The organism is Burkholderia stagnalis (assembly GCF_039848545.1).
Lineage (GTDB): Bacteria > Pseudomonadota > Gammaproteobacteria > Burkholderiales > Burkholderiaceae > Burkholderia > Burkholderia stagnalis.
The window spans coordinates 573905-599372 of record NZ_CP156685.1 but is presented as its reverse complement, the minus strand read 5'-3'; the positions used below and the strand labels follow the sequence as shown (position 1 = coordinate 599372).

Annotated in this window: 22 protein-coding genes, 1 tRNA gene and 4 pseudogenes; 9 read left to right on the top strand and 18 right to left on the bottom strand. The window is 68.2% G+C overall.

Going from position 1 to position 25468, the window contains the following annotated elements:
* Positions 1-7 precede the first annotated feature (7 nt).
* The 7 genes from esaS to def all read right to left on the bottom strand — a co-directional run bounded on the left by esaS (position 8) and on the right by def (position 7837).
* Entirely contained in the window at positions 8-2431 is a 2424-nt protein-coding gene (gene esaS, locus ABFO07_RS02830) for a sensor histidine kinase EsaS (RefSeq protein WP_347468258.1), read from the bottom strand.
* Entirely contained in the window at positions 2421-3011 is a 591-nt protein-coding gene (locus ABFO07_RS02825; protein WP_059563754.1) for a DUF4390 domain-containing protein, read from the bottom strand. The genes esaS and ABFO07_RS02825 overlap by 11 nt, the downstream gene beginning before the upstream one ends.
* Positions 3008-4405 (bottom strand): 16S rRNA (cytosine(967)-C(5))-methyltransferase RsmB, encoded by a 1398-nt coding sequence (gene rsmB, locus ABFO07_RS02820; RefSeq protein ID WP_059810459.1) that lies wholly within the window; start codon positions 4403-4405, stop codon positions 3008-3010. Before rsmB ends, ABFO07_RS02825 begins: the two co-directional genes overlap by 4 nt.
* Before the next feature lie 193 nt (positions 4406-4598).
* Positions 4599-5456 (bottom strand): zinc metalloprotease HtpX, encoded by an 858-nt coding sequence (gene htpX, locus ABFO07_RS02815; RefSeq protein ID WP_017334630.1) that lies wholly within the window; start codon positions 5454-5456, stop codon positions 4599-4601.
* 106 nt (positions 5457-5562) lie between these two features.
* Positions 5563-6204, bottom strand: coding sequence for a LysE family translocator (locus ABFO07_RS02810; protein WP_059810460.1), 642 nt, complete (start codon positions 6202-6204; stop codon positions 5563-5565).
* A 111-nt stretch (positions 6205-6315) separates the two neighbouring features.
* Entirely contained in the window at positions 6316-7299 is a 984-nt protein-coding gene (gene fmt, locus ABFO07_RS02805; protein WP_347468255.1) for a methionyl-tRNA formyltransferase, read from the bottom strand.
* 34 nt (positions 7300-7333) lie between these two features.
* Positions 7334-7837, bottom strand: coding sequence for a peptide deformylase (gene def, locus ABFO07_RS02800; protein WP_059563753.1), 504 nt, complete (start codon positions 7835-7837; stop codon positions 7334-7336).
* Between the two features lie 189 nt (positions 7838-8026).
* On the opposite strand from def, the gene dprA reads away from it, so the two are divergent.
* The 3 genes from dprA (at position 8027) to ABFO07_RS02785 (ending at position 12461) form a co-directional block, all read left to right on the top strand.
* Positions 8027-9253, top strand: coding sequence for a DNA-processing protein DprA (gene dprA, locus ABFO07_RS02795; protein WP_059920370.1), 1227 nt, complete (start codon positions 8027-8029; stop codon positions 9251-9253).
* 37 nt (positions 9254-9290) lie between these two features.
* On the top strand, positions 9291-9671 hold the full coding sequence (locus ABFO07_RS02790; RefSeq protein ID WP_059563657.1) for a thioredoxin family protein: 381 nt from the start codon (positions 9291-9293) through the stop codon (positions 9669-9671).
* Between the two features lie 192 nt (positions 9672-9863).
* Positions 9864-12461: a DNA topoisomerase III gene (locus ABFO07_RS02785; RefSeq protein WP_059881955.1), complete on the top strand. Its 2598-nt coding sequence runs from the start codon at positions 9864-9866 to the stop codon at positions 12459-12461.
* A gap of 137 nt (positions 12462-12598) precedes the next feature.
* Here ABFO07_RS02785 and ABFO07_RS02780 read toward each other — a convergent pair whose 3' ends face one another.
* The gene (locus tag ABFO07_RS02780; RefSeq protein WP_059563655.1) at positions 12599-13648 is read right to left on the bottom strand and encodes a LysR family transcriptional regulator; all 1050 of its coding nucleotides are present in this window, start codon (positions 13646-13648) and stop codon (positions 12599-12601) included.
* 423 nt (positions 13649-14071) lie between these two features.
* On the opposite strand from ABFO07_RS02780, the gene ABFO07_RS02775 reads away from it, so the two are divergent.
* Positions 14072-15085 carry a D-2-hydroxyacid dehydrogenase family protein gene (locus tag ABFO07_RS02775; RefSeq protein ID WP_059563654.1) on the top strand — a complete coding sequence of 338 codons (1014 nt, stop codon included), beginning with the start codon at positions 14072-14074 and terminating at the stop codon, positions 15083-15085.
* A 33-nt stretch (positions 15086-15118) separates the two neighbouring features.
* Here ABFO07_RS02775 and ABFO07_RS02770 read toward each other — a convergent pair whose 3' ends face one another.
* Positions 15119-15985: a patatin-like phospholipase family protein gene (locus ABFO07_RS02770; RefSeq protein WP_059881956.1), complete on the bottom strand. Its 867-nt coding sequence runs from the start codon at positions 15983-15985 to the stop codon at positions 15119-15121.
* 10 nt (positions 15986-15995) lie between these two features.
* Positions 15996-16400: a PaaI family thioesterase gene (locus tag ABFO07_RS02765; protein WP_059563652.1), complete on the bottom strand. Its 405-nt coding sequence runs from the start codon at positions 16398-16400 to the stop codon at positions 15996-15998.
* Positions 16401-16592: 192 nt separating this feature from the next.
* On the opposite strand from ABFO07_RS02765, the gene ABFO07_RS02760 reads away from it, so the two are divergent.
* The 4 genes and pseudogenes from ABFO07_RS02760 to ABFO07_RS34670 all read left to right on the top strand — a co-directional run.
* A tRNA-Lys gene (locus ABFO07_RS02760) sits at positions 16593-16668 on the top strand.
* A 191-nt stretch (positions 16669-16859) separates the two neighbouring features.
* Positions 16860-17852: an aliphatic sulfonate ABC transporter substrate-binding protein gene (locus ABFO07_RS02755; protein ID WP_124490766.1), complete on the top strand. Its 993-nt coding sequence runs from the start codon at positions 16860-16862 to the stop codon at positions 17850-17852.
* A gap of 5 nt (positions 17853-17857) precedes the next feature.
* Entirely contained in the window at positions 17858-18730 is an 873-nt protein-coding gene (locus tag ABFO07_RS02750) for an ABC transporter permease (protein ID WP_059882073.1), read from the top strand.
* Positions 18727-19197, top strand: a pseudogene (locus ABFO07_RS34670) (ABC transporter ATP-binding protein); the annotation flags it as partial. The gene ABFO07_RS02750 and the pseudogene ABFO07_RS34670, both read left to right, overlap by 4 nt.
* 127 nt (positions 19198-19324) lie before the next feature.
* On the opposite strand, the pseudogene ABFO07_RS34665 reads toward ABFO07_RS34670, so the two are convergent.
* The 6 genes and pseudogenes from ABFO07_RS34665 to ABFO07_RS02730 form a co-directional block, all read right to left on the bottom strand.
* A pseudogene (locus tag ABFO07_RS34665) lies at positions 19325-19534 on the bottom strand (hypothetical protein); the annotation flags it as partial.
* Positions 19497-19700 (bottom strand): annotated as a pseudogene (locus ABFO07_RS34660) (pentapeptide repeat-containing protein); the annotation flags it as partial. The pseudogenes ABFO07_RS34665 and ABFO07_RS34660, both read right to left, overlap by 38 nt.
* Positions 19613-19801 (bottom strand): annotated as a pseudogene (locus ABFO07_RS34655) (hypothetical protein); the annotation flags it as partial. The pseudogenes ABFO07_RS34655 and ABFO07_RS34660, both read right to left, overlap by 88 nt.
* A complete protein-coding gene (locus tag ABFO07_RS02740) occupies positions 19731-20489 on the bottom strand; it encodes an amino acid ABC transporter ATP-binding protein (protein ID WP_059810482.1) in 759 nt (252 codons plus the stop codon). The gene ABFO07_RS02740 and the pseudogene ABFO07_RS34655, both read right to left, overlap by 71 nt.
* The gene (locus ABFO07_RS02735; protein ID WP_026045276.1) at positions 20486-21166 is read right to left on the bottom strand and encodes an amino acid ABC transporter permease; all 681 of its coding nucleotides are present in this window, start codon (positions 21164-21166) and stop codon (positions 20486-20488) included. Before ABFO07_RS02735 ends, ABFO07_RS02740 begins: the two co-directional genes overlap by 4 nt.
* A gap of 14 nt (positions 21167-21180) precedes the next feature.
* Positions 21181-21963 (bottom strand): amino acid ABC transporter substrate-binding protein, encoded by a 783-nt coding sequence (locus ABFO07_RS02730; RefSeq protein WP_059563637.1) that lies wholly within the window; start codon positions 21961-21963, stop codon positions 21181-21183.
* Positions 21964-22293: 330 nt separating this feature from the next.
* Here ABFO07_RS02730 and ABFO07_RS02725 point away from each other — a divergent pair, with 330 nt between their 5' ends.
* Positions 22294-22572 (top strand): hypothetical protein, encoded by a 279-nt coding sequence (locus tag ABFO07_RS02725; protein ID WP_124490764.1) that lies wholly within the window; start codon positions 22294-22296, stop codon positions 22570-22572.
* A 95-nt stretch (positions 22573-22667) separates the two neighbouring features.
* Here ABFO07_RS02725 and phnY read toward each other — a convergent pair whose 3' ends face one another.
* Both phnY and phnA read right to left on the bottom strand, forming a co-directional pair.
* The gene (gene phnY / locus ABFO07_RS02720; protein ID WP_060027658.1) at positions 22668-24122 is read right to left on the bottom strand and encodes a phosphonoacetaldehyde dehydrogenase; all 1455 of its coding nucleotides are present in this window, start codon (positions 24120-24122) and stop codon (positions 22668-22670) included.
* A gap of 29 nt (positions 24123-24151) precedes the next feature.
* Positions 24152-25390: a phosphonoacetate hydrolase gene (phnA, locus tag ABFO07_RS02715; protein ID WP_347468249.1), complete on the bottom strand. Its 1239-nt coding sequence runs from the start codon at positions 25388-25390 to the stop codon at positions 24152-24154.
* Between the last annotated feature and the right edge of the window lie 78 nt (positions 25391-25468).

Below are 25468 nucleotides of genomic sequence, written 5' to 3'. Positions count from 1 at the left end.
TGCCCTTTTATGCTGCCCTTGTCTGCACACTTGCTTTTGTCTTTGCGGGGGTCGTTCCGCCCTGCGCGCCCGATTCGGCGCCTGGCGCATCGCTCGCCAGCTGCAGGAACAGGATCGACACCTGCGCACCCTCGACGGCCTCGCCGTGCATGCGATTGCGCAGATCGATCCGCGCGCCGTGCTCGTCGACGATTTTCTTCACCGTGGCCAACCCGAGGCCCGTGCCTTTCGCCTTGGTCGTCACGTAAGGCTCGAACGCGCGGGTGAGGATCCGCGCCGGAAAACCCGGCCCGTTGTCGGACACGGTCAGGCGAACCGCGACGCGCGTTTTGCCCTCGGCGTCGGGATCGCCATATTCTACTGTCTTGGTTTCGATCAACACACGCGGCTGCGCGACATCCGCAACCGAATCCTGCGCATTCTGCAGCAGGTTGTGGATCACCTGGCGCAGTTGCGTCGCATCGCCGCGAATCACCGGCAGCGGCGCGAGCTCGACGGCGATCGGGCTCTTGCCTTCGCCGACGCCATACAGCCCGAGCACTTCGCTCACCAGTTCGTTCAACTGCAGGTTCGCGAGCACCGCGGGCGGCGTGCGCGCATATTCGCGGAAATCGTCGACCATCCGCTTCATCGCGGCGACCTGGTTGACGATCATCGTCGCGCCGCGCTTGAGCACGTCCGCGTCGGGCGGCGCGAGCTTGTCCGACAGCTTCATCTGCAGGCGCTCGGCCGACAGCTGGATCGGCGTCAGCGGGTTCTTGATCTCGTGCGCGAGCCGGCGCGCGACTTCGCCCCAGGCCACCGAGCGCTGCGCGGAAATCACGTCGGAGATGTCGTCGAACACGACGACGTAGCCGGCCGTCTGCGCGTCGTCCACCTTCCCGTCCGCCTGCCCCTCCACCGTCGACACGAGACGCGTGCCGCGCACGAGCAGCGTCAGCGGATCGGCTTCGCCCGGCACCTCGACCGCGAACTGCTGCTGCCAGTGGCCGCGATCGCCGCTGCCGTTGTCCGACGCCGCCTCGCGATCGGCGAACGCCTTGCGCACCATCGCGCCGAATTCCGCGACCACCCCGACCTGGTCGAGCGTCGTGCCGATCAGCGCAGCGAACGGCTGCCGGAAGATCCGCTCGGCGCCGCGGTTGGCCGTCGTCAGCCGGAACTGGCGGTCGAGCACGAACACGCCCGCGGTGAGGTTCGCGAGAATGCTCTCGAGATACGTCTTCGAATGCTCGAGCGCGACGCGGTTCTTCTCGACCGCGAGCCGCGCCTCGGACAACTGGCGCGTCATCGCGTTGAACGACTGCGTGAGGAAGCCGAGCTCGTCGCGCGTCTTGATCTCGCGCTTCGGCGTGTAGTCGCCCTCCGTCACCTCCTTGGTGCCCTGCGCGAGCAAGAACAGCGGCCGCGCGAGCTGCTGGCCGAGCGCGAGCGCGAGCATCATCGCGATGAAGGTCGCGAGGAACAGCGCGAGCGTCAGCGTGCCGATGTACATCTTGCGCAGGCCGGTGCGCCCGAGCGCCTTCTCCTGGTATTCGCGATACGCGCGCTGCACGGCGTCCGCGTTGTGCGCGAGCGTCGGCGGCACCGGCTGCGTGAGCTGCAGGAAGCGCTCGGCCGGCTGCAGCATCGACGTGGTGGCGTCGGGAATCGGCCGCACGACGCGCAGCCGCAGCGCGCCCTTCGCGCCGTGCGCGTGCGGATCGCCGTCGACCTCGCCCTCGATCGCCGCGTACACGCCGTGTTCGCGCGCCTGGTTCAGCATCATCGGGCTTGGCAGGTCGTCCGGAATCAGCGCCGCGAAATTGCCCGACGCCTGCGCGACGATATGCAGGTCCGGCGCGGCGCCCGCGCCGCTGCGGCCTGGCTCGACAATCGTCGCGTCCTGCACGCCGAACTGGTCGCGCAGGCGCAGCAGCGTGAGCGTCGTGCCGTTCGTGTTCGCGTCGACACTTGCGAGCTGGTCCGACATCAGGCGCGCCTTGGTCTGCAGGTCGGACAGCGATGCGTCGAGCATCCCGCGGCCGAGGTTCAGGCCGGCGGTCAGCGCGGTCTCGACGTTCACGTCGAACCACGATTCGATGCTGCGCGACACGAACTGGTACGACACGACGTAGATGATGCCGCCCGGCACCACGCCGACGAGCGCGAAGAACACCGCGAGCTTCGCGAGCAGCCGCGTGCCGAACTTGCCCTTCCTCAGCCGCACGACGATCATGCCGATCAGGCCGAGCACGACGAGCAGGAACACCACCGCGACGATGATGTTGGTCGCGTACAGCCACGAGTAGTAGCGGTCGAAGAATTCGGTGTTCGCGCTCGCGGCCGCCAGCAGCACGAGCAGCAGCAGCGCGGTGAGCGCGACGGTCGAGACGATCACGCGGATGAGGAGGCTCTTCCCGCTGGCCGCGCGGCGCACTTTATTTAGCACGTTCGGTCACCGTGAAGATAAAGCGCTTCCAGTCCGACGACAGCGTCCAGTCGCGGTTGTTCACCGCGTCGACCTGGAACGGCTTCGGCATCAGCGCCGTATCGAGCTGCATCCGCACCGAGGCCGTATAGGTGTCGCCCTGGCGCACCTGGTTCTTGTCGATCACGTGCCAGGACGTGACGTGCTTGACGACGGCGAGCGCGTCCTTCAGCGAGCTGAAGCCGAGCTGCAGGCCGCCCGTCGACACGCGGTATTCGCGCGTGAGCGGCTGGAACGACAGGCGGAACGTCTGTGACACCGACACCGGCTGTTCGTCGAACCAGTACCAGCGCGCGCGGCCCAGCTCGAAATCGGTGGTGAAGTAAAGCGGAATGCCCTTGTTGACGGCGTCCTCGAGGTTCGGGTTCAGCTCGAAGTCGAAGCGCGCATCGAGGCTCCAGCCGCTGCCGTCGGCTTGCAGCGACGCGCGCTGCACGGCGATCGATTCGGCGCGCGCCGGCCTCGCGAATGCGATGCACAGCGTCAGCGCGACCAGCAGGACGGCCGCGAGCCGAAGTGGAAAGAGGTGTTTGATCGTCACCGTTTCTGAAACCGCGCGTAGAAAAATCCGTCGTGATCGGTGTTCTGGTCGAGTCCGCCCGCGCCTCCCTGCGCGTCGTCCGAGACGGCGCGCGGCAGCAGCTGGCCCGGCGCGTCCAATCGTACCGCATCTTCACAGGCCGCTTCAAACCAGCGCGCCTGCAGTTCGCCTTCTTCCGGAAAGATCGAGCAGGTCACGTACAGCAGCTCGCCACCCGGTTTCACGAGCGGCCACAGCGCCGCCAGGATGCGGCGCTGCTCGGCGACGAGCGCCGGGATGTCGGTCGCGCGGCGCAGCCAGCGGATGTCCGGATGACGGCGCACGATGCCGGACGCGGAGCACGGCACATCGGCGAGGATGCGATCGAACGGTCGGCCGTCGTGCCATGCAGCGGGCGCGCCCGCGTCGCCGACGCGCACGTCCGCGACGAGCGACAGCCGCGCGAGATTCTCGCCGATGCGCGCCGCGCGGGCTGCGTCGCTTTCGAGCGCCACGACCTCCGCGTCGGCCAGTTCGAGGATGTGTCCGGTCTTGCCGCCGGGTGCCGCGCACGCATCGAGCACGCGCATCCCGTCGGCCGCGCCGAGCCATTCGGCGGCGAGCTGCGCACCTGCGTCCTGGACCGATACGACGCCGTCGGCAAAGCCCGGAATGCGCTCGACCGGCAGCGCCGATGCGAGCCGCACCGCATGCCGGCCGATCACCGCTGCGTCGATTCCGTTCGCGCGCAGCGTGTCGAGATACGCATCGACGGTCGTGCGGCGCGCGTTCACGCGCAGCGTCAGCGGGCCAGGCCGATCGCCGGCCGCGAGGATCGCCTGCCAGCCGTCGGGCCACGCGGCCTTCACCGCGTCGCTCCACCATGCGCGGTAGTTCCAGCGCGCGACCGGGTCGTCCTGCATCGCCGCGACGAGCGCTTCGCGCTCGCGCAGGAAGCGCCGCAGTACCGCATTGACCATCCCTTTCGCGAAGACGAACTCGCGGCGCGCGCCGATCGCGGTCACGGCCTGGTCGACGACGGTGAAGGCGGAATACGCAGCGTCGTCGGCGTCGTCGAGCAGCAGCGCGACCGCGCATGCGAGCGTCGCATGCACATGAGCGGGCGGCGCCTTGCTGACGAGCCGGCCGATCAGCCAGTCGACGCTGCCGAGGCGGCGCATCGTGCGATACGCGATGTCCTGCGTCGCACCGCGCGCCAGCGCCTGCGCGCCGGGCACCATCCCCGCGAACACCGTCGCCAGCGCAGCCGGCAGCGCGGTGCCGCGGCGCACCGCGTCGACCGCCTGCGCGGCCGCGTCGAGCGCGAAGGCAAGCGAATCGGGCGCGAGATGCAAGGCGGACAGTCGAGCCGGACGGCCTGACGAAGGTTTGGCGGAGGTGCGGGTTCGTGTCATCGGGTCGAGGCGTCGGCAGCAGCGGGAGCCGCGGCGGCCGCGTGGCCGCCACGATCCCAAACCGCGCATTGTAGCGTGTGACCATGCGCCCCTTTTTCGGGCCGCACAAATAGAACACCCCGCAGTGCGAGACATGCGGGGTGGGTCGAGCGTGCATGCCGGTGATGGCCACGCACGTTGCGACAGGGGGGACTTAGTCGAAGCGCCCCGTCCGCGCCATTTCCATCAGGCGCGCGATGCGTTCCTCGGTGGCCGGGTGCGTCGAGAACAGGTTCTGCAGGCCGCCGCCGTGCAGCGGGTTCATGATCATCATCTGCGCGGTGGCCGGATGCGCTTCGGCCGCCTGGAACGGAATGCCCGCCGCATAGCGATGGATCTTGTCGAGCGCCGTCGCGAGCGCTTGCGGATCGCCCGAAATCTGCGCGCCGCCGCGGTCCGCCTCGAACTCGCGGGCCCGCGAAATCGCCATCTGGATCAGCGCGCCGGCGATCGGCGCAAGCAGCGCGACCGCGATGCCGGCGATCGGATTGGCCGGACGGCCATTCTCGTCGCGCCCGCCGAAGAACATCGCGAAGTTCGCGAGCGCCGAGATCGCGCCGGCCATGGTTGCGGTGATCGTCGAGATCAGGATGTCGCGATGCTTCACGTGCGCGAGCTCGTGCGCCATCACGCCGCGCATCTCGCGCTCCGACAGCACGCGCAGGATGCCGGTGGTCGCCGCGACCGCCGCGTGCTCGGGGTTGCGGCCCGTCGCGAACGCGTTCGGCGCGTCTTCGTTGATCAGGTAGACGCGCGGCATCGGCAGGTTCGCGCGCGTCGCCAGCTCGCGCACCATCCGGTAGAACTGCGGCGCCGTGTTCTCGTCGACTTCCTGCGCGTTGTACATGCGCAGCACCATCTTGTCGGAGAACCAGTACGAGAAGAAATTCATGCCGAGCGCGAACAGCAGCGCGATCGTCATGCCGCGCGATCCGCCGATCATCCCGCCGATCACGATGAACAGGGCCGTGATCGCGGCCATCAGCATCGCCGTTTTGACCCAATTGAACATACGTCCACTCCTTATCCGAATGCAGCACCCGCCGGGTGCCCCGAACGGGCGCGGCGGAAATTTGTAAGCGATCTGTTAGATAAGTGCACTTCGGAAAAATTCAATCTCAACGCTGCGAAGTTGCCAGCTTGAGGCCCAGCCCGACGAACGCGCTGCCGACCGTGCGGTCGAGCCACTTCTTCACGCCCGGCTTGCCCGAGAAACGGCGCGTCACGCTGCCCGCGACCCACGCGAGCATGCTGTTCCAGAGCGTGCTCATCACGACGAACACCGCGCCGAGGGTCAGGAACGCCAGCGCCTTGTGCGCGCTGGCGGCCGACACGAACTGCGGGAAGAACGATACGAAGAACAGCACGACCTTCGGGTTCAGCACGTTCGTCCAGAAGCCCTGCATGAACAGCTGGCGCAGCGGCTTGGCGGCCACGGCGGCGGCGGCCGGTGCGGCTCCTGCTCCGGCCGCGGGCTTCGCGAGAAGCATCCGCACGCCCAGATAGATCAGGTAGGCCGCGCCCACCAGCTTGATCACCGTGAACGCCGTGGCCGACGCGGCCAGCACCGCCGTCAGGCCGAACGCGCAGGCCAGCGCGTGCACGCAGCAGCCGGCGGAGATCCCGAGCGCGGACATCAGCCCCGCGCCGCGGCCCTGCGCGACGCTGCGGCCGATGATGTACGCGGTGTCGGGGCCCGGCGTGACGTTCAGCAGGAAAACCGCCAGGAGAAAGAAGCCGAAATGGGTGATGCCAAGCATGTGGACCTCGGAACCGGGGAAGCGCAGGGAAATTCTACGCGCGCCCGCGATGCCGCGCGACTCGGCCGTTCGGCCGATTGCGCGCGGCCGGCGGGCCGGGTCGAATGGCGGTCAGGACGCGTCGGGCAGCGTGAATTGCTGGCCGGCGGAGAGCGGCGCGCCGGCGAGGAATTCGCGCGCCGGCAGCCGCTTGCCGCCGGGTTTCTGCAATTGCGTGACGCACAGCGCGCCGCTGCCGCAGGCGACGACCACGCCATCCGGCCCCGCTTCGACGATCGTGCCGGGCGCCGCCTCGCCGCGCGCCGCCACGGGCGCCGCCGCCCACAGCTTGAGCGCCGCGCCGTCGAGCGTCGCGACGCCGCCCGGGAACGGATCGAACGCGCGCACCTGGCGCGCCAGCACGTCCGCGGGCTTGCGCCAGTCGAGCGCGGCCTCGTGCTTGCCGATCTTTTCCGCGTACGTCACGCCGTCGGCCGGCTGCGGCGTCGCCGGCAGGCTGCCGGTGCGCTCGAGCTGCACCAGCGCGTCGACGATCAGGCGCGCGCCGTCGGCCGCGAGCCGGTCGTGCAGGGTCGCCGTCGTGTCGTCGGGCGCGATCGTCACGCGCGCCTCGTCCAGCATCGCGCCGGTGTCGAGCCCGGCGTCCATCTGCATCAGCGTCACGCCCGTCTCGGCGTCCCCGGCCTCGATCGCGCGATGGATCGGCGCGGCGCCGCGCCAGCGCGGCAGCAGCGACGCATGGATGTTGATGCAGCCGTGGCGCGGAATGTCGAGCACCTCCTGAGGCAGCAGCAGGCCGTAGGCGGCCACCACCATCACGTCGTGCGGGGTCGCGCGCAACTGCTCGATCGCTTCGGCCGCCTCGGCCGGGTACTTGCCCGCGCGGCGCAGCGACGGCGGCTGCGCGACGGGCATGCCGTGCTCGACCGCATAGCGCTTCACGGCGCTCGCCTGCAGCTTCATGCCGCGCCCGGCGGGACGGTCGGGCTGCGTGAGGACGAGCGGCACCGGAAAGCCGGCCTCGTGGATCGCGGCGAGCGCGGCCGCGGCGAATTCCGGCGTACCGGCAAAAATGACGCGCAACGAATGTGTCATGACAACGGATCGGGGTCGGGCGGGAGAACGCGCGTCACATCGCGCGTTCGAGTTTCTTCATCTTCGTCTTGATGCGGCTCTGCTTGAGCGGCGACAGGTATTCGACGAACACGCGGCCCATCAAGTGATCCATCTCGTGCTGGATGCACACGGCCAGCAGCCCCTCACAGTCGAGCTCGAACGTCTCGCCCTGCTCGTTGAGCGCGCGCACGCGCACGTGGTCCGGACGCTCGACTTCGTCGTAGATGCCCGGCACCGACAGGCAGCCTTCCTCGTAGACCTGCTTCACATCGCTCGACCACACGATCTCGGGGTTGATGAACGCGCGCAGCTCGTTTTTCTCGTCCGACACGTCGATCACGATCACGCGCTCGTGCACGTCGACCTGCGTGGCGGCAAGGCCGATGCCCGGCGCGGCGTACATGGTTTCGGCCATGTCGGCGACGAGCTTGCGAATCCGGTCGTCGACCTTGTCGACGGGCTTGGCGACCTTGTGCAGCCGCTTGTCGGGGTAATGAATGATGTTCAGCAAAGCCATGGTGTTCGTCATCGGTAACGCGGCGGGGCGTCGCGTCGGCCATCCGGCCGACTGGCCCAGCCGCGGGGATGCAATGAAGATGAGGCGGACGCACGGCGTATCAACGCCGGCGGATCACGCCTCCTGCAATCGGCCGCGCGCCTGCGTGCGCGGCTTCATCGGGTTATTTCGGATGATGAAAATTTTATCATGGCAGCCCGCGGCCCGCTGGCCGTCGCGTTCGACGGTTTCCTCATGTCGCCGCACGCGCTGAGCACCGCCGAGCTGCGCGCGTGGCTGCAGCTCGCGGATGCCCCCGGCCTCCCGCCCGCCACGCTGCGCGTGCTGCTCGACGCGTTCGGCTCGCCGGGCGCGCTGCTCGACGCGCCGGACGACGCGATCGCCGCCGCGAGCAGCCCGGCGGCGGCGCAGGCCGTGCGCGGGAGCGCGCGGGGCGACCTCGACGCGCGCGCCGACGCCGCGCGTACGTGGCTCGACGGGCCGGGAAACGCCATCGTCACGCTGGGCGATCCCGCGTACCCGCCACGGCTGCTCGACCTGCACGATCCGCCGCCGCTGCTATATGTAAAGGGCCGCGTCGCACTGCTGCACGCGCGCGCGATCGCGATCGTGGGCAGCCGCCACGCGACGCCGCAGGGCCTCGCGGACGCGACGCACTTCGCGCGCACGCTGTCCGACGCCGGGTTCGCGATTGCGTCCGGGCTCGCGCTCGGCATCGACGCCGCCGCGCACCGGGGCGGGCTGGACGGCCGCTCGGGCACGATCGCGGTGATCGGCACCGGCGCCGACCTCGTCTATCCGGCGCGGCATCGCCCGCTCGCGCACGAGATCGCCGCGCACGGCGCCATCGTCTCCGAGTGGCCGCTCGGCACGCCGGCCCGCGCGGCGCACTTCCCGCAGCGCAACCGGCTGATCGCCGCGCTGGCCAGCGGCGTGCTGGTCGTCGAGGCCGCGCCGCGCTCCGGCTCGCTGATCACCGCGCGGCTCGCGAACGAAATGGGCCGCGACGTGTTCGCGATGCCGGGCTCGATCCACGCGCCGCTCGCGCAGGGCTGCCACGCGCTGATCCGCGACGGCGCCAAGCTCACCGCGGCGCCGGACGACGTGCTCGAGGAATATGGCCCGGTCGATCGGCCGGCCGCCACGCCGGGCGACACGGGGCCGGCCGTGCGCGCACGCGCGCTTGTCGATCCGCACGGCCCCGAACACGCCGTCCTCGCCGCGCTCGGATACAGCCCCGTGACCTACGAATGGCTGGCCGAGCGCAGCGGCCTGCCCGACGACGCGCTCCACCAGGCGCTGCTCGCGCTCGAACTGGCCGGCCGCGTCGCGGGCTTGCCTGGCGGGCGCTTCGTCCGGCTCGACGCGCCCGCCTCGCCGCAGCCGCCGCCCGGCATGCTACAGTCCCCCGCATAGGAGCGGCCGTGCCGCCCGCCGACTTGCAAGGAAAACCATGCCCGCGCTGAATCTCGACACCGACGCGGATCGGATCGCCGAGCGCCTCCGCGATCCCGACACGCTGCTCGTCGCCTGCCTGTGCGCAGAATGGTGCGGCACGTGCCGCGACTACCGCACCGCGTTCGACCTGCTCGCCGACGCGCATCCCGACGTCTGTTTCGCGTGGATCGACATCGAAACGCACGCCGACCAGCTCGACGATCTCGATGTCGAGAATTTCCCGACGATCCTGATCGAGGACGCCAACGCCGCGCGCTTTTTCGGCACGGTGTTGCCGCATGCCGTCATCGTCGAGCGGATGCTGGCCGACCTGACCGCCGTGCCGGGCGCGCCGCATGCGCCGAAATTGCGCAACATCCTGAACGTCGAGGCCTGAGCCGAGCCCCGGCGCCGCGGTTTTTCGCGCGTTTGCGCATCGCACCGCGCCGGGCGCTTGCCGCCGGTGCGCCCCCCCACTATGATGGGCCGCTTTTTACACGCCGCGCCGCCGTCACGGCGCCGTGTGCTATAAAGCCGTCGTAAAAGGGACCCACAACCGGCAACTCCGGTCTACCAACACACACCTGTCATGTCCAAAGCTCTGATCATTGCGGAAAAGCCTTCTGTCGCGAACGACATCGCGCGCGCTTTGGGCGGCTTTACCAAGCATGACGAATACTACGAAAGCGACGAATTCGTCCTTTCGTCGGCTGTCGGCCACTTGCTGGAAATCGCTGCCCCCGAGGAGTACGAGGTCAAGCGCGGCAAGTGGAGCTTCGCGCACCTGCCCGTCATTCCGCCGCATTTCGACCTGAACCCGATCGCGAAGAGCGAGTCGCGCCTCAAGGTGCTGACCAAGCTGATGAAGCGCAAGGACGTCGACCGGCTGATCAACGCATGTGACGCGGGGCGCGAGGGCGAGCTGATTTTCCGCCTGATCGCGCAGCACGCGAAGGCGAAGCAGCCGGTCCAGCGCCTGTGGCTGCAGTCGATGACGCCGCAGGCGATCCGCGACGGCTTCGCGAACCTGCGCAGCGATGCGGACATGCAGCCGCTCGCCGACGCCGCCCGCTGCCGCTCGGAAGCGGACTGGCTCGTCGGGATCAACGGCACCCGCGCGATGACGGCGTTCAACAGCAAGGGCGGCGGGTTCTTCCTGACGACGGTAGGCCGCGTTCAGACGCCAACCTTGTCGATCGTCGTCGAACGTGAAGAGAAAATCCGCCGCTTCGTCCCGCGCGACTACTGGGAAGTGAAGGCGCAGTTCGTCTGCGCAGGCGGCTTCTACGAGGGCAAGTGGTACGACCCGAAATTCAAGCGCGACGAATTCGACCCGGAAAAGCGCGACTCGCGGCTCTGGAGCCTGCCGGCCGCCGAAACGATCGTCGCGGCCTGCCGCGACCAGGTCGGCACGGTCTCCGAGGAATCGAAGCCGTCGACGCAGCTGTCGCCGCTGCTGTTCGACCTGACGAGCCTGCAGCGCGAGGCGAACAGCCGCTTCGGCTTCTCCGCGAAGAACACGCTCGGCCTCGCGCAGGCGCTGTATGAAAAGCACAAGGTGCTGACCTACCCGCGTACCGACGCGCGCGCGCTGCCGGAAGACTACATCGGCACGGTCCAGTCGACGCTCGAGATGCTCAAGGAGAGCCACAACTACCTGCCGCACGCGAAGCAGGTGCTCGACAAGGGCTGGGTGAAGCCGAACAAGCGGATCTTCGACAACTCGAAGATCAGCGACCACTTCGCCATCATCCCGACGCTGCAGGCGCCGAAGTCGCTGTCCGAGCCGGAGCAGAAGCTCTACGACATGGTCGTGAAGCGCTTCCTCGCAGTGTTCTTCCCCGCGGCGGAATACCGCGTCACGACGCGGATCACCGAAGTCGTCGGCCATACCTTCAAGACCGAAGGCAAGGTGCTCGTCGAGCCGGGCTGGCTGCAGGTGTACGGCCGCGACGCCGAAGGCGCGGACGCGAACCTCGTGCCGGTGCAGAAGAACGAGAAGGTGAAGACCGACGAGATCGCCGCGGTGGCGCTCGTGACGAAACCGCCCGCACGCTATTCGGAAGCGACGCTGCTGTCCGCGATGGAAGGCGCGGGCAAGCTGGTCGAGGACGACGAACTGCGCGAGGCGATGGCCGCGAAGGGGCTCGGCACGCCGGCCACGCGCGCGGCGATCATCGAAGGGCTGCTCGGCGAGAAATACCTCGTGCGCGAAGGCCGCGAGCTGATCCCGACCGCGAAGGCATTCCAGCTGATGACGCTGCTGCGCGGGCTCGGCGTGAAGGAACTGACCGCGCCGGAGCTCACCGGCGAGTGGGAATACAAGCTGTCGCAGATGGAACGCGGCAACCTCGGGCGCGACGCGTTCATGCAGGAAATCGCCCGCATGACGCAGCAGATCGTCAAGCGCGCGAAGGAATACGATTCCGACACGATCCCCGGCGACTACGCGACGCTCGAGACGCCGTGCCCGAACTGCGGCGGCCAGGTGAAGGAAAACTACCGCCGCTTCGCGTGCACGAAGTGCGAGTTCTCGATCTCGAAGATCCCGGGCAGCCGGCAGTTCGAGATCGCGGAAGTCGAGGAGCTGCTGCAGAAGAAGGAAATCGGCCCGCTGTCCGGTTTCCGCAGCAAGATGGGCCGGCCGTTCTCGGCGATCCTGAAGCTGTCGTTCGACGACGAGACGAAAAACTACAAGCTCGAGTTCGATTTCGGCCAGGATCAGGGCGGCGAGGAAGGCGAAGCGCCGGACTTCTCCGCGCAGGAGCCGGTCGGCGCCTGCCCGAAGTGCAAGGGCCGCGTGTTCGAGCACGGGATGAGCTACGTGTGCGAGCACTCGGTCGCGAACCCGAAGACCTGCGACTTCCGCTCGGGCAAGGTGATCCTGCAGCAGGAAATCACCCGCGAGCAGATGGGCAAGCTGCTCGCCGACGGCCGCACGGACCTGCTGCCGAGCTTCAAGTCGTCGCGCACCGGCCGCAACTTCAAGGCGTACCTCGTGAAGCAGCCGGACGGCAAGATCGGTTTCGAGTTCGAGAAGAAGGAGCCGAAGGCCGCTGCCGCGAAGAAGACGGCGAAATCGGCGACGAAGGAAGCGGAAACGGTAACGGAAGGCACCGACGAGAAGCCGGCACCGGCCCGCAAGACCGCCGCGCGCAAAACCACGGCGCGCAAGACCGGGTCGTAATGGCCCGGTGGGCCCAAGGCCTGTTGGGCCCACCGCCCGGCGCACGCCACCGGGCCGGCCAACAAAAAACGCGGATCGATCGCTCGATCCGCGTTTTTTATTGCTCGGGCGGTTCGATCACCACCCCGCCTGCGCCGTTACAGCGGTGACGGCACCGCGACCCGCGTGCGCGGCGACCGCGTCAGGCGCGACGACGCCTTCGAATCGACCGCATCCGGCCGCTCGGCGTGCATCTCGACGCCGATCGGGCCCGCCACGGCGCTCTGCGCCGCCCACTGTTCGCCCATCATCGCGTCCGTCGAATGGCTGAAGTGCTCGACGAGATGGTCGATGAAGGTACGCACCTTCGCCGGCAGGTGGCGGCGGCTCGGGTACGCGATGTTGATCTCGACCTGCGGCAGCCGGAAATCGGACAGCAGCCGCACCAGCGCGCCGCGCGCGATGTCGCCGCCGATCAGGTAGCTGGGCAGGATCGCAACGCCCATCCCGAGCAGCGCGAACTGGCGCAGCATCGCGGTGTTGTTCGCGACGACCACGTTGGTCGGCCGCACCCGCACTTCGCCGTCCGGCCCCGTAAACACGCGATCGTCGCCCCAGTATTCGGTCGGCAGGCTCAGGCTCGGGTGCTCCGCGAGATGTTCCGGATGGGTCGGCACGCCGTGCTTCTCCAGATAGCTCGGCGTCGCGCAGACGGTCATGCAGCCGGTGGTCAGCCGCCGTGTCACGATGCTGGCGCTGCGCATCTGGCGCGTGACCACGATACCGACGTCGAAGCCTTCCTCGACCAGGTCGACCTGCCGGTCGACCAGCGTCAGATCCGGCACCACTTTGGGAAACTGCTCGGTATAGGTCTGCAGGACGGGCGCGAGATTGTGCAACCCGAACACGACCGGCGCGACGATGCGCAGCGTGCCGACCGGCTCGTGGTTGCGGGCGACGACCATCTGCTCGACGTCCTCGAGCTCGTCGAGAATCTGGCGCGCGCGCTCCAGATACACCTGGCCGGACTCGGTGAGCGAAAGGCTGCGCGTGGTGCGGTTGAGCAAACGCGTGCCGAGACGGCCTTCCAGATCGGCGACGTGACGGGTCGCGACCGCGTTGGAGATATCCATTGCGCTTGCGGCCCGCGCGAAACTGCCGAGATCCGCAACCTTGACGAACACTCGCATCGACTGCAAATGATCCATAAACGACTCCTGCCGCTGTTACAACTTCAAAAAGATGAAGCAAATGCGTAATTCTCCTACGACAGCGGATTTGATGCAGAGTTGCTCAACAAGCCCCGTTGCCCCGATAAAAATAGTCAAACATCCTCGGCCAATCCGGTTAATTGATCCAATTATTCTGATTCGAGCAACAATTGGGTGAACCTCGGCGGCGAAGCGACGGAATGAGGAATGACGCGTTTGATGCGGCACGGCATCGCAGGCCGCCGGGCCGCGCGGACGCGGCGCCCCGGCAGGCCGGCGCCAATTGCGGCAGGGCGTAACAACCTGTTAAAAAGACACCATGCGGGCGCCCGTCATAGCATCATGTCGGCCCCGGCCGGGCGGGGCGCTGCGCGACCGGCGCCGCCGCCGCCCCTGCTTTCAACGCGCGACTCCCGAACCATGAAAATTGCCATCCTCGACGACTACCAGGACGCCGTCCGCAAGCTGAATTGCTTCCAGATGCTTGCCGACCACGACGTGAAGGTCTTCAACAACACGGTGCGCGGCCTGGGACAACTCGCGAGCCGCCTGGCGGAAGTCGAAGCACTCGTGCTGATTCGCGAACGCACCCCGATTTCGTCGCAACTCCTGTCCAAGTTGCCGCATCTGCGCATGATCAGCCAGACCGGCCGCATCGGCGGCCACGTCGATCTCGAAGCCTGTACCGAGCGCGGCATCGCGGTGCTCGAAGGCACCGGCTCGCCGATCGCGCCCGCCGAGCTGACCTGGGCGCTGATCATGGCCGCCCAACGCCGCATTCCGCAGTACGTCGCGAACCTGAAGCAGGGCGCGTGGCAGCAATCGGGCCTGAAGACGTCGGCGATGCCGCCGAACTTCGGCCTCGGCCAGGTGCTGCGCGGCCAGACGCTCGGCATCTGGGGCTACGGGAAGATCGGCCGGCTCGTCGCGGGCTACGGCAAGGCGTTCGGGATGAAGGTGCTGGTGTGGGGCCGCGAGCACTCGCTCGAGGCCGCGCGCGCGGACGGCTATGACGCGGCCGACAGCCGCGAGGCGCTGTTCGAGCAGAGCGACGTGCTGTCGCTGCACCTGCGCCTGCACGACGACACCCGCGGCATCGTCAAGCAGGACGACCTGATGCGGATGAAGCCGACGTCGCTGCTCGTCAACACGAGCCGCGCCGAGCTGCTCGAGGAAAACGCGCTCGTCAACGCGCTGTCGCACAACCGGCCGGGGATGGTCGCGATCGACGTGTTCGAGAGCGAGCCGATCCTGCAGGGCTACAGCCTGCTGCGGATGGAGAACGTGATCTGCACGCCGCACATCGGCTATGTCGAGCGCGAGAGCTACGAGCTGTATTTCAGCGCGGCGTTCAGGAACATCCTCGCGTTCGACCAGGGCGACACGTCGAGCGTCGTCAACACGGACGCGCTGACGCCGATCCGCAAGCGCTGACCGCCCCCGGGCGCGCCCGCCGCCGAATCATCGTCAGGCAACGGCGCGGCCGCCCGTCATCGCGTCGACGCGGGTCAGGAAATGCTCGCCGTCGCGGCGGCCGAGATCGTAGGCGTGCCGCATCTGCGACGGGCTCGTATAGTCCCAGCTCGAAATCGGCACCTTGCTCGACGGCTGCACGTAGAGGCGCTGCTGGTCGCCGTGCGCGACCGTGAACATCTGCGGCCGCGGATACAGCCGGGTGACGAGCACCAGCACGTGGCCCGGCGACGCGTCGAGCGCGCCCACCGGCACGTTGTCCACCATCCCGCCGTCGAGCACCGGCCGGCCATTGCGGCGCAGCACCGGCGTGAACGGCGGCGTGCACGACGACTGCAGGATCAGGTCGGCGAGTTCCTCGACGCCCGCGCAAGCCTGCGCGCGCACGAATTCGGGCCGGAAACCGAGCGTCCGGCCGAGCGTCGGATGCAGCGTCTTGCGCAGGTATTTCTCGATGTTGTACGCGACGAGGCCCGCGGCGACTGCGCTGCGCGCGCCGAGCCAGCGCGGCACGTGCGACACGCCGATGCGGATCTCCGGTGCGTCGGCCAGCTTCGCGAACGGCTCGCCGTAGATGTCGAGCAGCGCCTGCCGGTAGATCCGGTAGTGCGGAAACACCGGTTCGCGGCCGAACAGGTTGCCCCAGTACGCGTTCTTCCGGTTGTGGCGCAATGCCTGCTCGTAATAGCGCATCACCCAGGCCGCATCGCGCGTGTACAGCATGCAGGCCGTCGCGGCGCCCGCCGAGATGCCGGCGATCACGCGCGGCCGCAGTGCGAGCGCGGGCTGCGCGACGTCCCAGAAGCCGGCCTGCCACCAGCAGCGGTTGCCGCCGCCCGCGAACACGATCTGGTCGAACATCGCGCGGCGCTCAGCTGACGAGCGCGTAGGTCGACGTCGCGTGGACGGCCATCTTGCCGTCCTCGTCGAACAGCTCGACCTCGCCGAACACCAGGTTGCGCCCCATCCGCAGCACGCGCGCGGTGACGAGCACGTCGCCCTTGCGGACCGGACGCATGAAGTTCGTATTCAGCGACACGGTGGTCATCGGCTGGAATTCGCCGAGCGCGCTCGAGATCGCCACCACCATCGCGGTATCGGCGGCGGCCGTGAACACCTGGCCGCAGATCATGCCGCCGGAATGGCGGAACTCGCCGGAAAACGGCAGGCGCAACGTGACGCTGTCGTCGGAGATCGATACGGGGACCAGACCGAGCGAGCGGACCCACGGCGCCAGCAACCGGTCGAGCAATTCGCGGACTGCGTTTTCGTCCATCTTCGAATGTCCAGGAAATGTTGCGCGACCGCCGCGCAACAGGTGTGGGCGTCATCATACCGGGAGCGCGCCAACTGCGATCTCTCGTTGTTACCCGGACTCGCCCCGCCGGCCGTGACGAAATATTTTCAGGAAATTCGCAGAAAGGGCTTGCAAGCCCGAGAAAAGCCGTGCATAATCCTTCTTCTGTTGGGGGCGTTAGCTCAGTTGGTAGAGCAGCGGACTCTTAATCCGTAGGTCGAGTGTTCGAGTCACTCACGCCCCACCAGGAACTTCAAAGGCCGGTCAGCGCAAGCTGACCGGCCTTTTCCTTTTCCGGCGTCGCATGCGGCAACCCATGATCGCCGCCGATATCGCCCGCGCCGATTTCCTTGTGACCTTTCGTTGGTTCGTCCGCCGGCGTCCGTTCATTACATTTGACGGTCCATCCCCATTCGCCCCCTCGCCGGGAGACCTTCGATGAAGCCGTTCTGGAATCGCGCGCTGCGCGGCATCGCGCTGTTCGCCGCCGTGCTTGCGACCGCCGCCACCGCCCACGCAGCCACGCCGCCCGAGATTCGCGTCGACTACGCGTACTACTCGCCGGAAAGCCTCGTGATCAAGCGCTTCGGCTGGCTCGAAGACGAATTCCGCGCCGATCGCACGCCGATCAAGTGGGTGTTGAGCCTCGGCAGCAACCGCGCGCTCGAATACCTGAACAGCGGCGCGGTCGATTTCGGTTCGACGGCGGGCCTCGCGGCCGTGCTCGCGCGCGCGAACGGCAACCCGATCCGCGCCGTCTACGTGTTCTCGCGCCCCGAATGGACCGCGCTCGTCGTGCGCAAGGATTCGCCGATCAAGACGCTCGCCGATCTGAAGGGCAAGAAGATCGCGGCAACGCGCGGCACCGATCCGTTCCTCTTCACGCTGCGCGCGCTGCATACCGCCGGCCTCACGCGCGACGACGTCGAACTCGTGAACCTTCAGCACCCGGACGGCCGCACCGCGCTGGCGAACGGCCAGGTCGACGCGTGGGCCGGCCTCGATCCGCACATGGCCGCCGCGCAGATCGAGGACGGCGCGCGGCTCGTCTATCGCAACGTCGCGTTCAACACCTACGGCTTCCTGAATGCGCGCGAAGCGTTCATCGCGCAGTATCCGCAAGCGGTCGCACGCGTGCTGAAGGTCTACGAGAAGGCGCGCGTGTGGATCGTCGCGCATCCGGACGACACCGCGAAGATCGTCGCCGAGGAGTCGAAGGTGTCGCTGCCGGTCGCGAAGCTGCAACTTCAGCGCACCGATTTCACCCAGCCCGTGCCGGGCGCGCAGCAAAGCGCCGCGCTGAAGGCCGCCGCGCCGATCCTCGTCAGCGAGCAGCTCGTGAAGCCGAACACCGACCTGCCGAAGATCGTGGATACGCTGATCGATCCGCAATTCGCACAACCCGCCGCGACGGCCGCGAACAAGCCGTGACCCGCATCGTGGCGACCGACGACACGCTGACGCTCGACGCACGCGCGCCACGCGCCGCGCCGCATGCGCGCGCCGCCGCACCGAAGCCGCTGCGGCGCTGGCACATCGCGGGCGTGCTGCTGCCGGTCGCGCTGCTCGTGCTCGTCGAGGCGCTGGTGCGCGCGCAGATCGTGCCGCGCCATCTGCTGCCCGCGCCGACCGACATACTCGACACGCTCGTGCAGATGGGCGCGGCCCGGCTCGCGCGCCACATCGGCGCGAGCACGCTGCGCGTGTTCGCGGGCTTCGGCATCGGCGCGGCGCTCGCGCTGCTGGTGGGCGCGGCGATGGGCCTGAGCCGGCGCATCGACGCGTTGCTCGAACCGTCGTTCCAGGCGCTGCGCGCGATCCCGTCGCTTGCATGGGTGCCGCTGCTGCTGCTGTGGATGGGCATCGACGAAGCACCGAAAATCACGCTGGTCGCGATCGGCGCATTCTTTCCCGTGCATCTCGCGGTCGTCGCGGGCATCCGCGGCGTGGACCGCAAGCTCGTCGAACTCGGCGCCGTCTATCGGCTGCGCGCGCCCGCGCTGTTCGCGCGGATCCTGCTGCCCGCCGCACTGCCGCAGATCTTCACCGGGCTGCGCACTGGCCTCAATCTCGCGTGGATGTTCATGGTCGCGGCCGAGCTGATCGCCGCGACGCGCGGCCTCGGCTTCATGCTGACCGACGGCCGCGAGACTGGCCGCCCCGATCTCGTGTTCGGTGCGATCCTGCTGCTCGCGGTGTTCGGCAAGCTGACCGACGGCGCGATGCGCTGGCTCGAACACCGGCTGCTCGCCTGGCGCGACACGCTCGGCACGACACATTCGGCAACGCACGCGGGAGACGGCGCATGAACCACGCGCCTCATCCAGCACCGCTGCTCGACGTGCGCGTCGAGCACAAGCAATACGCGGCGCGCACGGTGCTCGCCCGCGTCGCGCTGCAAATCGGACGCGGCGAGATCGTGAGCCTCGTCGGGCCGAGCGGTTGCGGCAAGAGCACGCTGCTGCGCATCGTCGCGGGGCTCGACCGCGCGTATCGCGGAGAAGTCCGGCTCGACGGCGTCGCGCAGCACGAACCGTCGCCGCACATCGGCGTGATCTTCCAGGAGCCGCGCCTGCTGCCGTGGCTCAGCGTGGCCGACAACGTCGGCTTCGCGGCCGGCCGCCACGGCGGGCGCGATCCGCGTGTCGCGCCGCTGCTCGACGAGGTCGGCCTCGCCGCATTCGCGCACGCGCTGCCGTCAGCCTTGTCGGGCGGCATGGCGCAGCGCGCGGCGCTCGCCCGCGGCCTGTTCTCGCAGCCGGCGCTGCTGTTGCTCGACGAGCCGTTCAGCGCGGTCGACGCGATGACGCGCATGCGGCTGCAGGCGCTGCTGCAGGCGCTCGTCGCGACGCACGGCACGAGCGCGCTCGTCGTCACGCACGATCTGGACGAAGCGCTTTACCTCAGCGATCGCGTGCTGCTGCTCGCCGCCGACCCGGGACGCATCGACCGCGAAATCCGCGTCGACCGGCCGCGCCCGCGCGAGCGGCACGATCCACTGCTAGCGCAACTGCGCCTGGAATTGCTGGCCAACCTCGACCGGCAGGCGTTGGCGGCCGACTGAGCTGAGCTGAGCTGAGCTGAGCTGAGCTGAGCTGAGTCGAGCCGAGCTGAGCCGAGCTGAGTCGAGCTGAGTCGAGCTGAGTCGAGCTGAGTCGAGCTGAGTCGAGCTGAGTCGAGCTGAGTCGAGCTGAGTCGAGCTGAGTCGAGCTGAGTCGAGCTGAGTCGAGCTGAGTCGAGCTGAGTCGAGCTGAGTCGAGCTGAGTCGAGCCGAGCCGAGCCGAGCTGAGTCGAGCCGAGCCGCATCGCTCAGAACACAGGCACACCCTGCGCCAACGTCGACACGAAGCGCGCGGTACGCGGATCGCGCGGCCGCGCAAACAGCTCGCGCGACGCCCCCGCCTCCACCACCCGCCCGTCGGCAAGAAACACCGCATCGTTGGCGATCGACGCGGCGAGCCTGAGATCGTGTGTCGCCATCAGCATCGTCGTGCCTTCGAGCGCGAGCTGCCGCAGCACCTCGACCACCTCGACCGACAGCTCGGGATCGAGCGCCGACGTCGGCTCGTCGCACAACAGCACCTGCGGCGACGGCGCGAGCGCGCGCGCGATCGCGACGCGCTGCTGCTGGCCGCCCGACAGCGTCGACGGCCACGCATCGGCCTTGTCCGCGATGCCGACCTTCGCGAGCAGCGCGAGCGCCCGCTCACGCGCGCGTTCGCGCGGCCACTTCTGCACGGTCACGAGCCCTTCCATCACGTTCTGCACGACGCTCAGGTGCGGAAACAGCTGGAAGTTCTGGAACACCATCCCCGTCTGCCGGCGCACCGCGAACACGTCGTCGCGCGACGGCTTGCGGCCCGCCGAGAACACGACGCGCGCATCGCCGACCGCGAGCGCGCCCGATTCGGGCACCTCGAGCAGGTTCACGCAGCGCAGCAGCGTGCTCTTGCCGCTGCCGGACGGGCCGATCAGCGCGGTGACGCTGCCGGGCTGCAGCGCGAGATCGACGTCGGCGAGCACGCGATGCGCGCCGAACGACTTGCCGATGCGTTCGAGCCGGATCATCGCAGCTCCGCCTGGAACAGCGCATGCCGGCCGAAATGCGCTTCGAGCCGGCGCTGCGCGGTGGACAGCACCGAGCTGAACAGCAGATAGATCAATGCGGCCTCGGTATAGAGAATCAGCGGCTCGTACGTGACGGCCGCGATGCGCTGCGCGGCCTGGAAGATCTCGGGCACGGTCAGCACGGCCGCGAGCGACGTGTCCTTCACGAGCGAGATGAACGAGTTCGACAGCGCGGGCAGCGCGACGCGCGCCGCCTGCGGCAGGATCGCGCGGCGCAGCGCCTGCGCGCGCGTCATCGCCATCGAGTACGCGGCCTCCCACTGCCCTTTCGGAATCGATTCGATCACGCCGCGGATCACCTCGGCGTTGTACGCGCCGACGTTCAGCGAGAAGCCGATCACGGCCGCCGTCAGCGGCTCGAGCACGATCCCGACGTTCGGCAGCCCGTAGAAGATCACGAACAGCTGCACGAGCAGCGGCGAGCCGCGAAACAGCCAGATGTAGAAACGCACGGCCGCCTGCGCCCAGCGCGGCCCGAACAGGCGCGCGAGCGCGGCGGCGAACGCGAGCAGCAGCCCGATCGCGAACGACGCCAGCGTCAGCGGCACCGTGAATACGAGCCCCGCGTACAGCAGCGGCCACAGCGACTGCGTCATCAGGTGAAGCCATGCCGGCATCGTTCAGCCTCGCGTCACTGCTGCGACACGTCGCGGCCGAAGTACTTCTGCGAGATCTTCGCGTAGGTGCCGTCCGCCCGGATGTCGGCGAGCGCCTTGTCGATCGCCGCGCGCAGCTCGGGGCTGCCCTTGCGGATCAGCACGCCCGACTGGTCGCCCGCGCCGGACGTGTCGGTCGCCGCGATCTTCAGCTTCGCGTCGGGCTTGTGCTTGCGGAAGTCGAGGTACGACAGCGAATCGTTGATCGTCGCGTCGACGCGGCCCGACGTCAGCAGGTCGATCGATTCGTTGAAGCCCTGCACGGGCACGACGTCCGCGCCATGCGCGGCCGCGAGCTTGCCGAAGTTGCTGGTCAGCGTGTTCGCCGATTTGCGCCCCTTCAGGTCGTCGAACGAGCGGATCGTCGCGTTGTCGGCGCGCACGATCAGCACGGCGCGCGACGTGATGTACGGCGTCGAAAAATCGTATTTCTGCTTGCGCGCGTCGGTGATCGACACTTCGTTGACGACCGCGTCGTAGCGGTTCACGTCGAGGCCCGCGATCAGCCCGTCCCACTTGCCTTCGACGAACTGCGGCTTCACGCCGAGGCGCTGCGCGATCGCGGCCGCGATGTCGACGTCGAAGCCCGTCAGCTTGCCCGTCTCGTCGTGATACGTGAACGGCGCGTAGGTGCCTTCGGTGCCGACCCGGAACACGCCGGACGACTTGATCTGCGCGAGATCGTCGGCGGCGAATGCGCTCGTGGCCGCGACGGCCTGCAGCAGCGCGACGAGCAGAATGGAGCGGATGATTTTCATGGTGCGGACCCCGAACGATGGAAGGGATTAAACCCGCCGGCCCGAGCGGCCGCGCGAGAGGTCCGCGAATTCTACCGACGCGCCGATGCCCGGCAAAAACGCAAATCCGCTAACGATATGAGCGCGTCGAATAACGCGCCGGCCGGCCTCTCGCGCATTCCGCTGATGAAACCCGTCGCAATGCGGCGCGGCTATTGTCCGACGATTCGTTACCGGCGGTTACAGAAGCGACACTGCGGTATCACCCGTGCGGCGCGCGCTACGTACCATGAAGACATCGTGAACCGATTGCTCGCGGGCCCCGCTGCCCGCGAACGGAGTGGACGGCAAATGAAACACATCCTGGTGTCCTGCACGCTCGGCATCGCGGCCGCCTGCCTGCCGGCAAGCACGTTCGCGCGTACCGACATCGGCGTGTATTTCGGCGCGCCGGGGCCCGTGATCGAGGCGCCGCCGCCTGTGTACTACGCGCCGCCTCCGCCCGTCATTTATGAGCCGGCACCCGTGTATTACGGCCCGTACTACGGCGATTACCGTTACCGCTACTACCGCCACGACAACGGCTGGCATCGCGGCTGGCGTCATCACCGCCATCACGACGACGACTGAGCGCCGCCTGACGACCGCCGCGCACGCGTCCCGCCGGGGAATCCGTTCAATGCGCGCGCCGGCTCCCGAGCCGGCGCGTGCGCATCATGCGCCGCTCACCACGGCAACGAATACGTCTTCGTATTGGTGAAGCTCTTCATCGCTTCCTGCACGCCTTCCTTGTAGCCGAGCCCCGAATCCTTCACGCCGCCGAACGGCGTCAGCTCGAGCCGGTAGCCGGGCACCTCGCGCACGTTCACGCTGCCCACTTCCAGCTCGGTGATGAAGCGCGTGATGTAGTCGAAGCGGTTCGTGCAGATCGACGACGACAGCGCGTAATCGGTGCTGTTCGACATCCGGATCGCCTCGTCGATGTCGCGAAAGCGCATGATCGGCGACACGGGCCCGAACGTCTCGTGCTTCACGAGCGGCATGTCGGGCGTCACCCGATCGACGACGGTCGGCGCATACAGCGCGCCGTCGCGCACGTTGCCGGCCAGCAGGCGCGCGCCGCGCGCGATCGCGTCGTTTACCTGCTGTTCGCAGAACCGTGCGGCCGCCTCGTCGATCACCGTGCCCATGTCGACCGACGGGTCGGCCGGATCGCCGTACGACCACGCACGCGTTTTCTCCACCACGAGCTCGGTGAAGCGATCGGCCACCGCCTCGTGCACGAGCATCCGCTTGATCGCGGTGCAGCGCTGCCCCGAATTCTTGTACGAGCCCGACACCGCGAGCGTGCTCGCCTCGTCGAGGTCCGCATCCTCCATCACGATGATCGGATCGTTGCCGCCCAGTTCGAGCACCGCGCGCCGGTAGCCCATCCGCGCGGCGATCGACTTGCCGATCGACACGCCGCCGGTGAACGTGATCAGGTCGATCGCGGGATGCGTGATCAGCTCGTCGGCGATCTCCGTCGGGTCGCCGGTGATCACCTGCAGCATCTGCGGCGGCAGGCCCGCCTCGTACAGGATGTCCGCGAACAGGTAGCACGACAGCGGCACCTTCTCCGACGGCTTCACGACGATCCGGTTGTTGGTCGCGACCGACGGCACGACCTTGTGCGCGACCTGGTTCATCGGGTGGTTGAACGGCGTGATCGCCGAGATCACGCCGAGCAGTGGCTCGCGCTGCGTGTACACGCGGCGCTTCGTGCCGTGCGGCGTCAGGTCGCACGAGAAGATCTGCCCGTCGTCCTTCAGCACTTCGCCCGCGCCGAACGTCAGCACGTCGGCGACGCGGCCCGCTTCGTACGTCGAATCCTTGATGCAGAGGCCGGCTTCGGCCGTGATCAGCGCCGCGATCTGCGCGGTGCGCGCACGCACGAGGTCGGCCGCGCGCCGCAGGATCGCCGCGCGGTCGTGGCGCGTCAGCGACGGCCGGTACGCGCGCGCCACCGCGAACGCGCGCCGCACGTCGTCGAGGGTTGCCTTCGGCACGGTGCCGACCCGCGCGCCGTCGTACGGATTGCGCACCTCGATCACTTCATCGCGACGGACCTGCTCGCCGTCGATCCGCAACGCCTCGTGGCGGATCTCGCTTGCGGCCGTCGGTGCTGCAATGGCGTTCATGGCTGAGTCCCTTTGCGGTTTCGGATGCGTCACTGAAGATGGTTGAGCGCGATGTCGATGATGTCGAAGTTGCGCAGCCGCACGCGGCCCGCGACGTCGGCATCGACCGGCTTGCTGAAGATCAGCGGCACGATCTGCTCGGAGATCCCGCCGTGCGAGCGCAGCGGCACGTCGAGGCCCGACAGGTCGTGCTTGATGCGCCGCGTGCCGAGCACGACGTGCTGCTTCGAGATCACGATCAGGTCGCCCATGCGCGCCGGCGGCAGCTCGAAGCGCGCGCAGCCTTCGGCGCCCGTCAGCACGACTTCGATCCCGTCGACGGCGGCCAGCCTTGCACGCAGCGCATCGAGACCGGCCGAGCCGGGCACGTAGACGGTCGCGAACGAGCCGAGCGCGCCGTGGTGCACGACGTACGGATCGGTGATCGGCAGGATCACGCGCGCGGCGTCGTGGCCGAGCCAGTCGTCGAACAGCTCCTGCAGGTAGATCACGTTCGGCTCGCCGGTCACGTCGTCGTGCTTCGCGTTCATCCCGTGATCGGCCGTGATCGCGACGATCGCGCCGAGCGCGTCGAGCCGCTGCAGGTACGTGTCCATCATCTGGCAGAACGCGTTCGCGCCGGGCGTGCCGGGCGCGCACTTGTGCTGCACGTAGTCGGTGGTCGACAGGTACATCAGGTCGATCGGGCGCGTCTCGAGCAGGCGCACGCCCGCGGCGAACACGAACTCCGACAACTCCGCGCTGTACACGCTCGGCACCGGCTTGCCGACCAGCGCCGGCACGTTGTCGATGCCGTTCTCGTCGATGCTCGCCTCGTCGGCCTTCTCCGACGAGAAGCAGATGCCCTTCAGCCCCTTGCCGAGCAGGCTGCGCAGCTTGTCCTTCGCGGTGACCACCGCGACGCGCGCGCCCTGTTCGGCGAACGCCGCGAGCACGGTGGGCGCGACGAGGTACTTCGGGTCGTTCATCAGCACTTCCGCGCCGCTTTCCCGATCGTAGAAATAGTTGCCGCTGATGCCGTGTACCGAAGGCGGCACGCCCGTCACGATCGACAGGTTGTTCGGGTTCGTGAAGCTCGGCACCACGCACTCGCCCTTGAGCGCGGTGCCGGGCTTCAGCAGCGTGCGCAGGAACGGCGCGACGCCGGCCTCGGCGGCCCTCTCCAGGTATTCGTATGCGCAGCCGTCGACACACACCACCACGAGCGGCCGGCTCATCCAGTTGTAGCGGCGGCCGTTCACTTCCACGGAATCAGGCGTTTCGGTCATGACAGTCCTTTCAGTTCGGAGGGGTTGAGCCGCTGGCGCCCGCACCCTGTGGCGATTTCCATGCTTGACATTAAAATT

Bases quoted from the DNA above. Each gene is read 5' to 3' on its own strand.
- dprA (WP_059920370.1), top strand. From the start codon at position 8,027: ATGGCAGCCCGCGGCCCGCTGGCCGTCGCGTTCGACGGTTTCCTCATG.
- phnY (WP_060027658.1), bottom strand. From the start codon at position 24,122: ATGAACGCCATTGCAGCACCGACGGCCGCAAGCGAGATCCGCCACGAG.
- ABFO07_RS02740 (WP_059810482.1), bottom strand. From the start codon at position 20,489: ATGATCCGGCTCGAACGCATCGGCAAGTCGTTCGGCGCGCATCGCGTG.
- ABFO07_RS02765 (WP_059563652.1), bottom strand. From the start codon at position 16,400: ATGGACGAAAACGCAGTCCGCGAATTGCTCGACCGGTTGCTGGCGCCG.
- ABFO07_RS02775 (WP_059563654.1), top strand. From the start codon at position 14,072: ATGAAAATTGCCATCCTCGACGACTACCAGGACGCCGTCCGCAAGCTG.
- ABFO07_RS02725 (WP_124490764.1), top strand. From the start codon at position 22,294: ATGAAACACATCCTGGTGTCCTGCACGCTCGGCATCGCGGCCGCCTGC.
- ABFO07_RS02810 (WP_059810460.1), bottom strand. From the start codon at position 6,204: ATGCTTGGCATCACCCATTTCGGCTTCTTTCTCCTGGCGGTTTTCCTG.
- ABFO07_RS02755 (WP_124490766.1), top strand. From the start codon at position 16,860: ATGAAGCCGTTCTGGAATCGCGCGCTGCGCGGCATCGCGCTGTTCGCC.
- ABFO07_RS02785 (WP_059881955.1), top strand. From the start codon at position 9,864: ATGTCCAAAGCTCTGATCATTGCGGAAAAGCCTTCTGTCGCGAACGAC.
- def (WP_059563753.1), bottom strand. From the start codon at position 7,837: ATGGCTTTGCTGAACATCATTCATTACCCCGACAAGCGGCTGCACAAG.
- phnA (WP_347468249.1), bottom strand. From the start codon at position 25,390: ATGACCGAAACGCCTGATTCCGTGGAAGTGAACGGCCGCCGCTACAAC.
- ABFO07_RS02735 (WP_026045276.1), bottom strand. From the start codon at position 21,166: ATGCCGGCATGGCTTCACCTGATGACGCAGTCGCTGTGGCCGCTGCTG.
- ABFO07_RS02780 (WP_059563655.1), bottom strand. From the start codon at position 13,648: ATGGATCATTTGCAGTCGATGCGAGTGTTCGTCAAGGTTGCGGATCTC.
- fmt (WP_347468255.1), bottom strand. From the start codon at position 7,299: ATGACACATTCGTTGCGCGTCATTTTTGCCGGTACGCCGGAATTCGCC.
- ABFO07_RS02790 (WP_059563657.1), top strand. From the start codon at position 9,291: ATGCCCGCGCTGAATCTCGACACCGACGCGGATCGGATCGCCGAGCGC.
- ABFO07_RS02730 (WP_059563637.1), bottom strand. From the start codon at position 21,963: ATGAAAATCATCCGCTCCATTCTGCTCGTCGCGCTGCTGCAGGCCGTC.
- rsmB (WP_059810459.1), bottom strand. From the start codon at position 4,405: ATGACACGAACCCGCACCTCCGCCAAACCTTCGTCAGGCCGTCCGGCT.
- htpX (WP_017334630.1), bottom strand. From the start codon at position 5,456: ATGTTCAATTGGGTCAAAACGGCGATGCTGATGGCCGCGATCACGGCC.
- ABFO07_RS02770 (WP_059881956.1), bottom strand. From the start codon at position 15,985: ATGTTCGACCAGATCGTGTTCGCGGGCGGCGGCAACCGCTGCTGGTGG.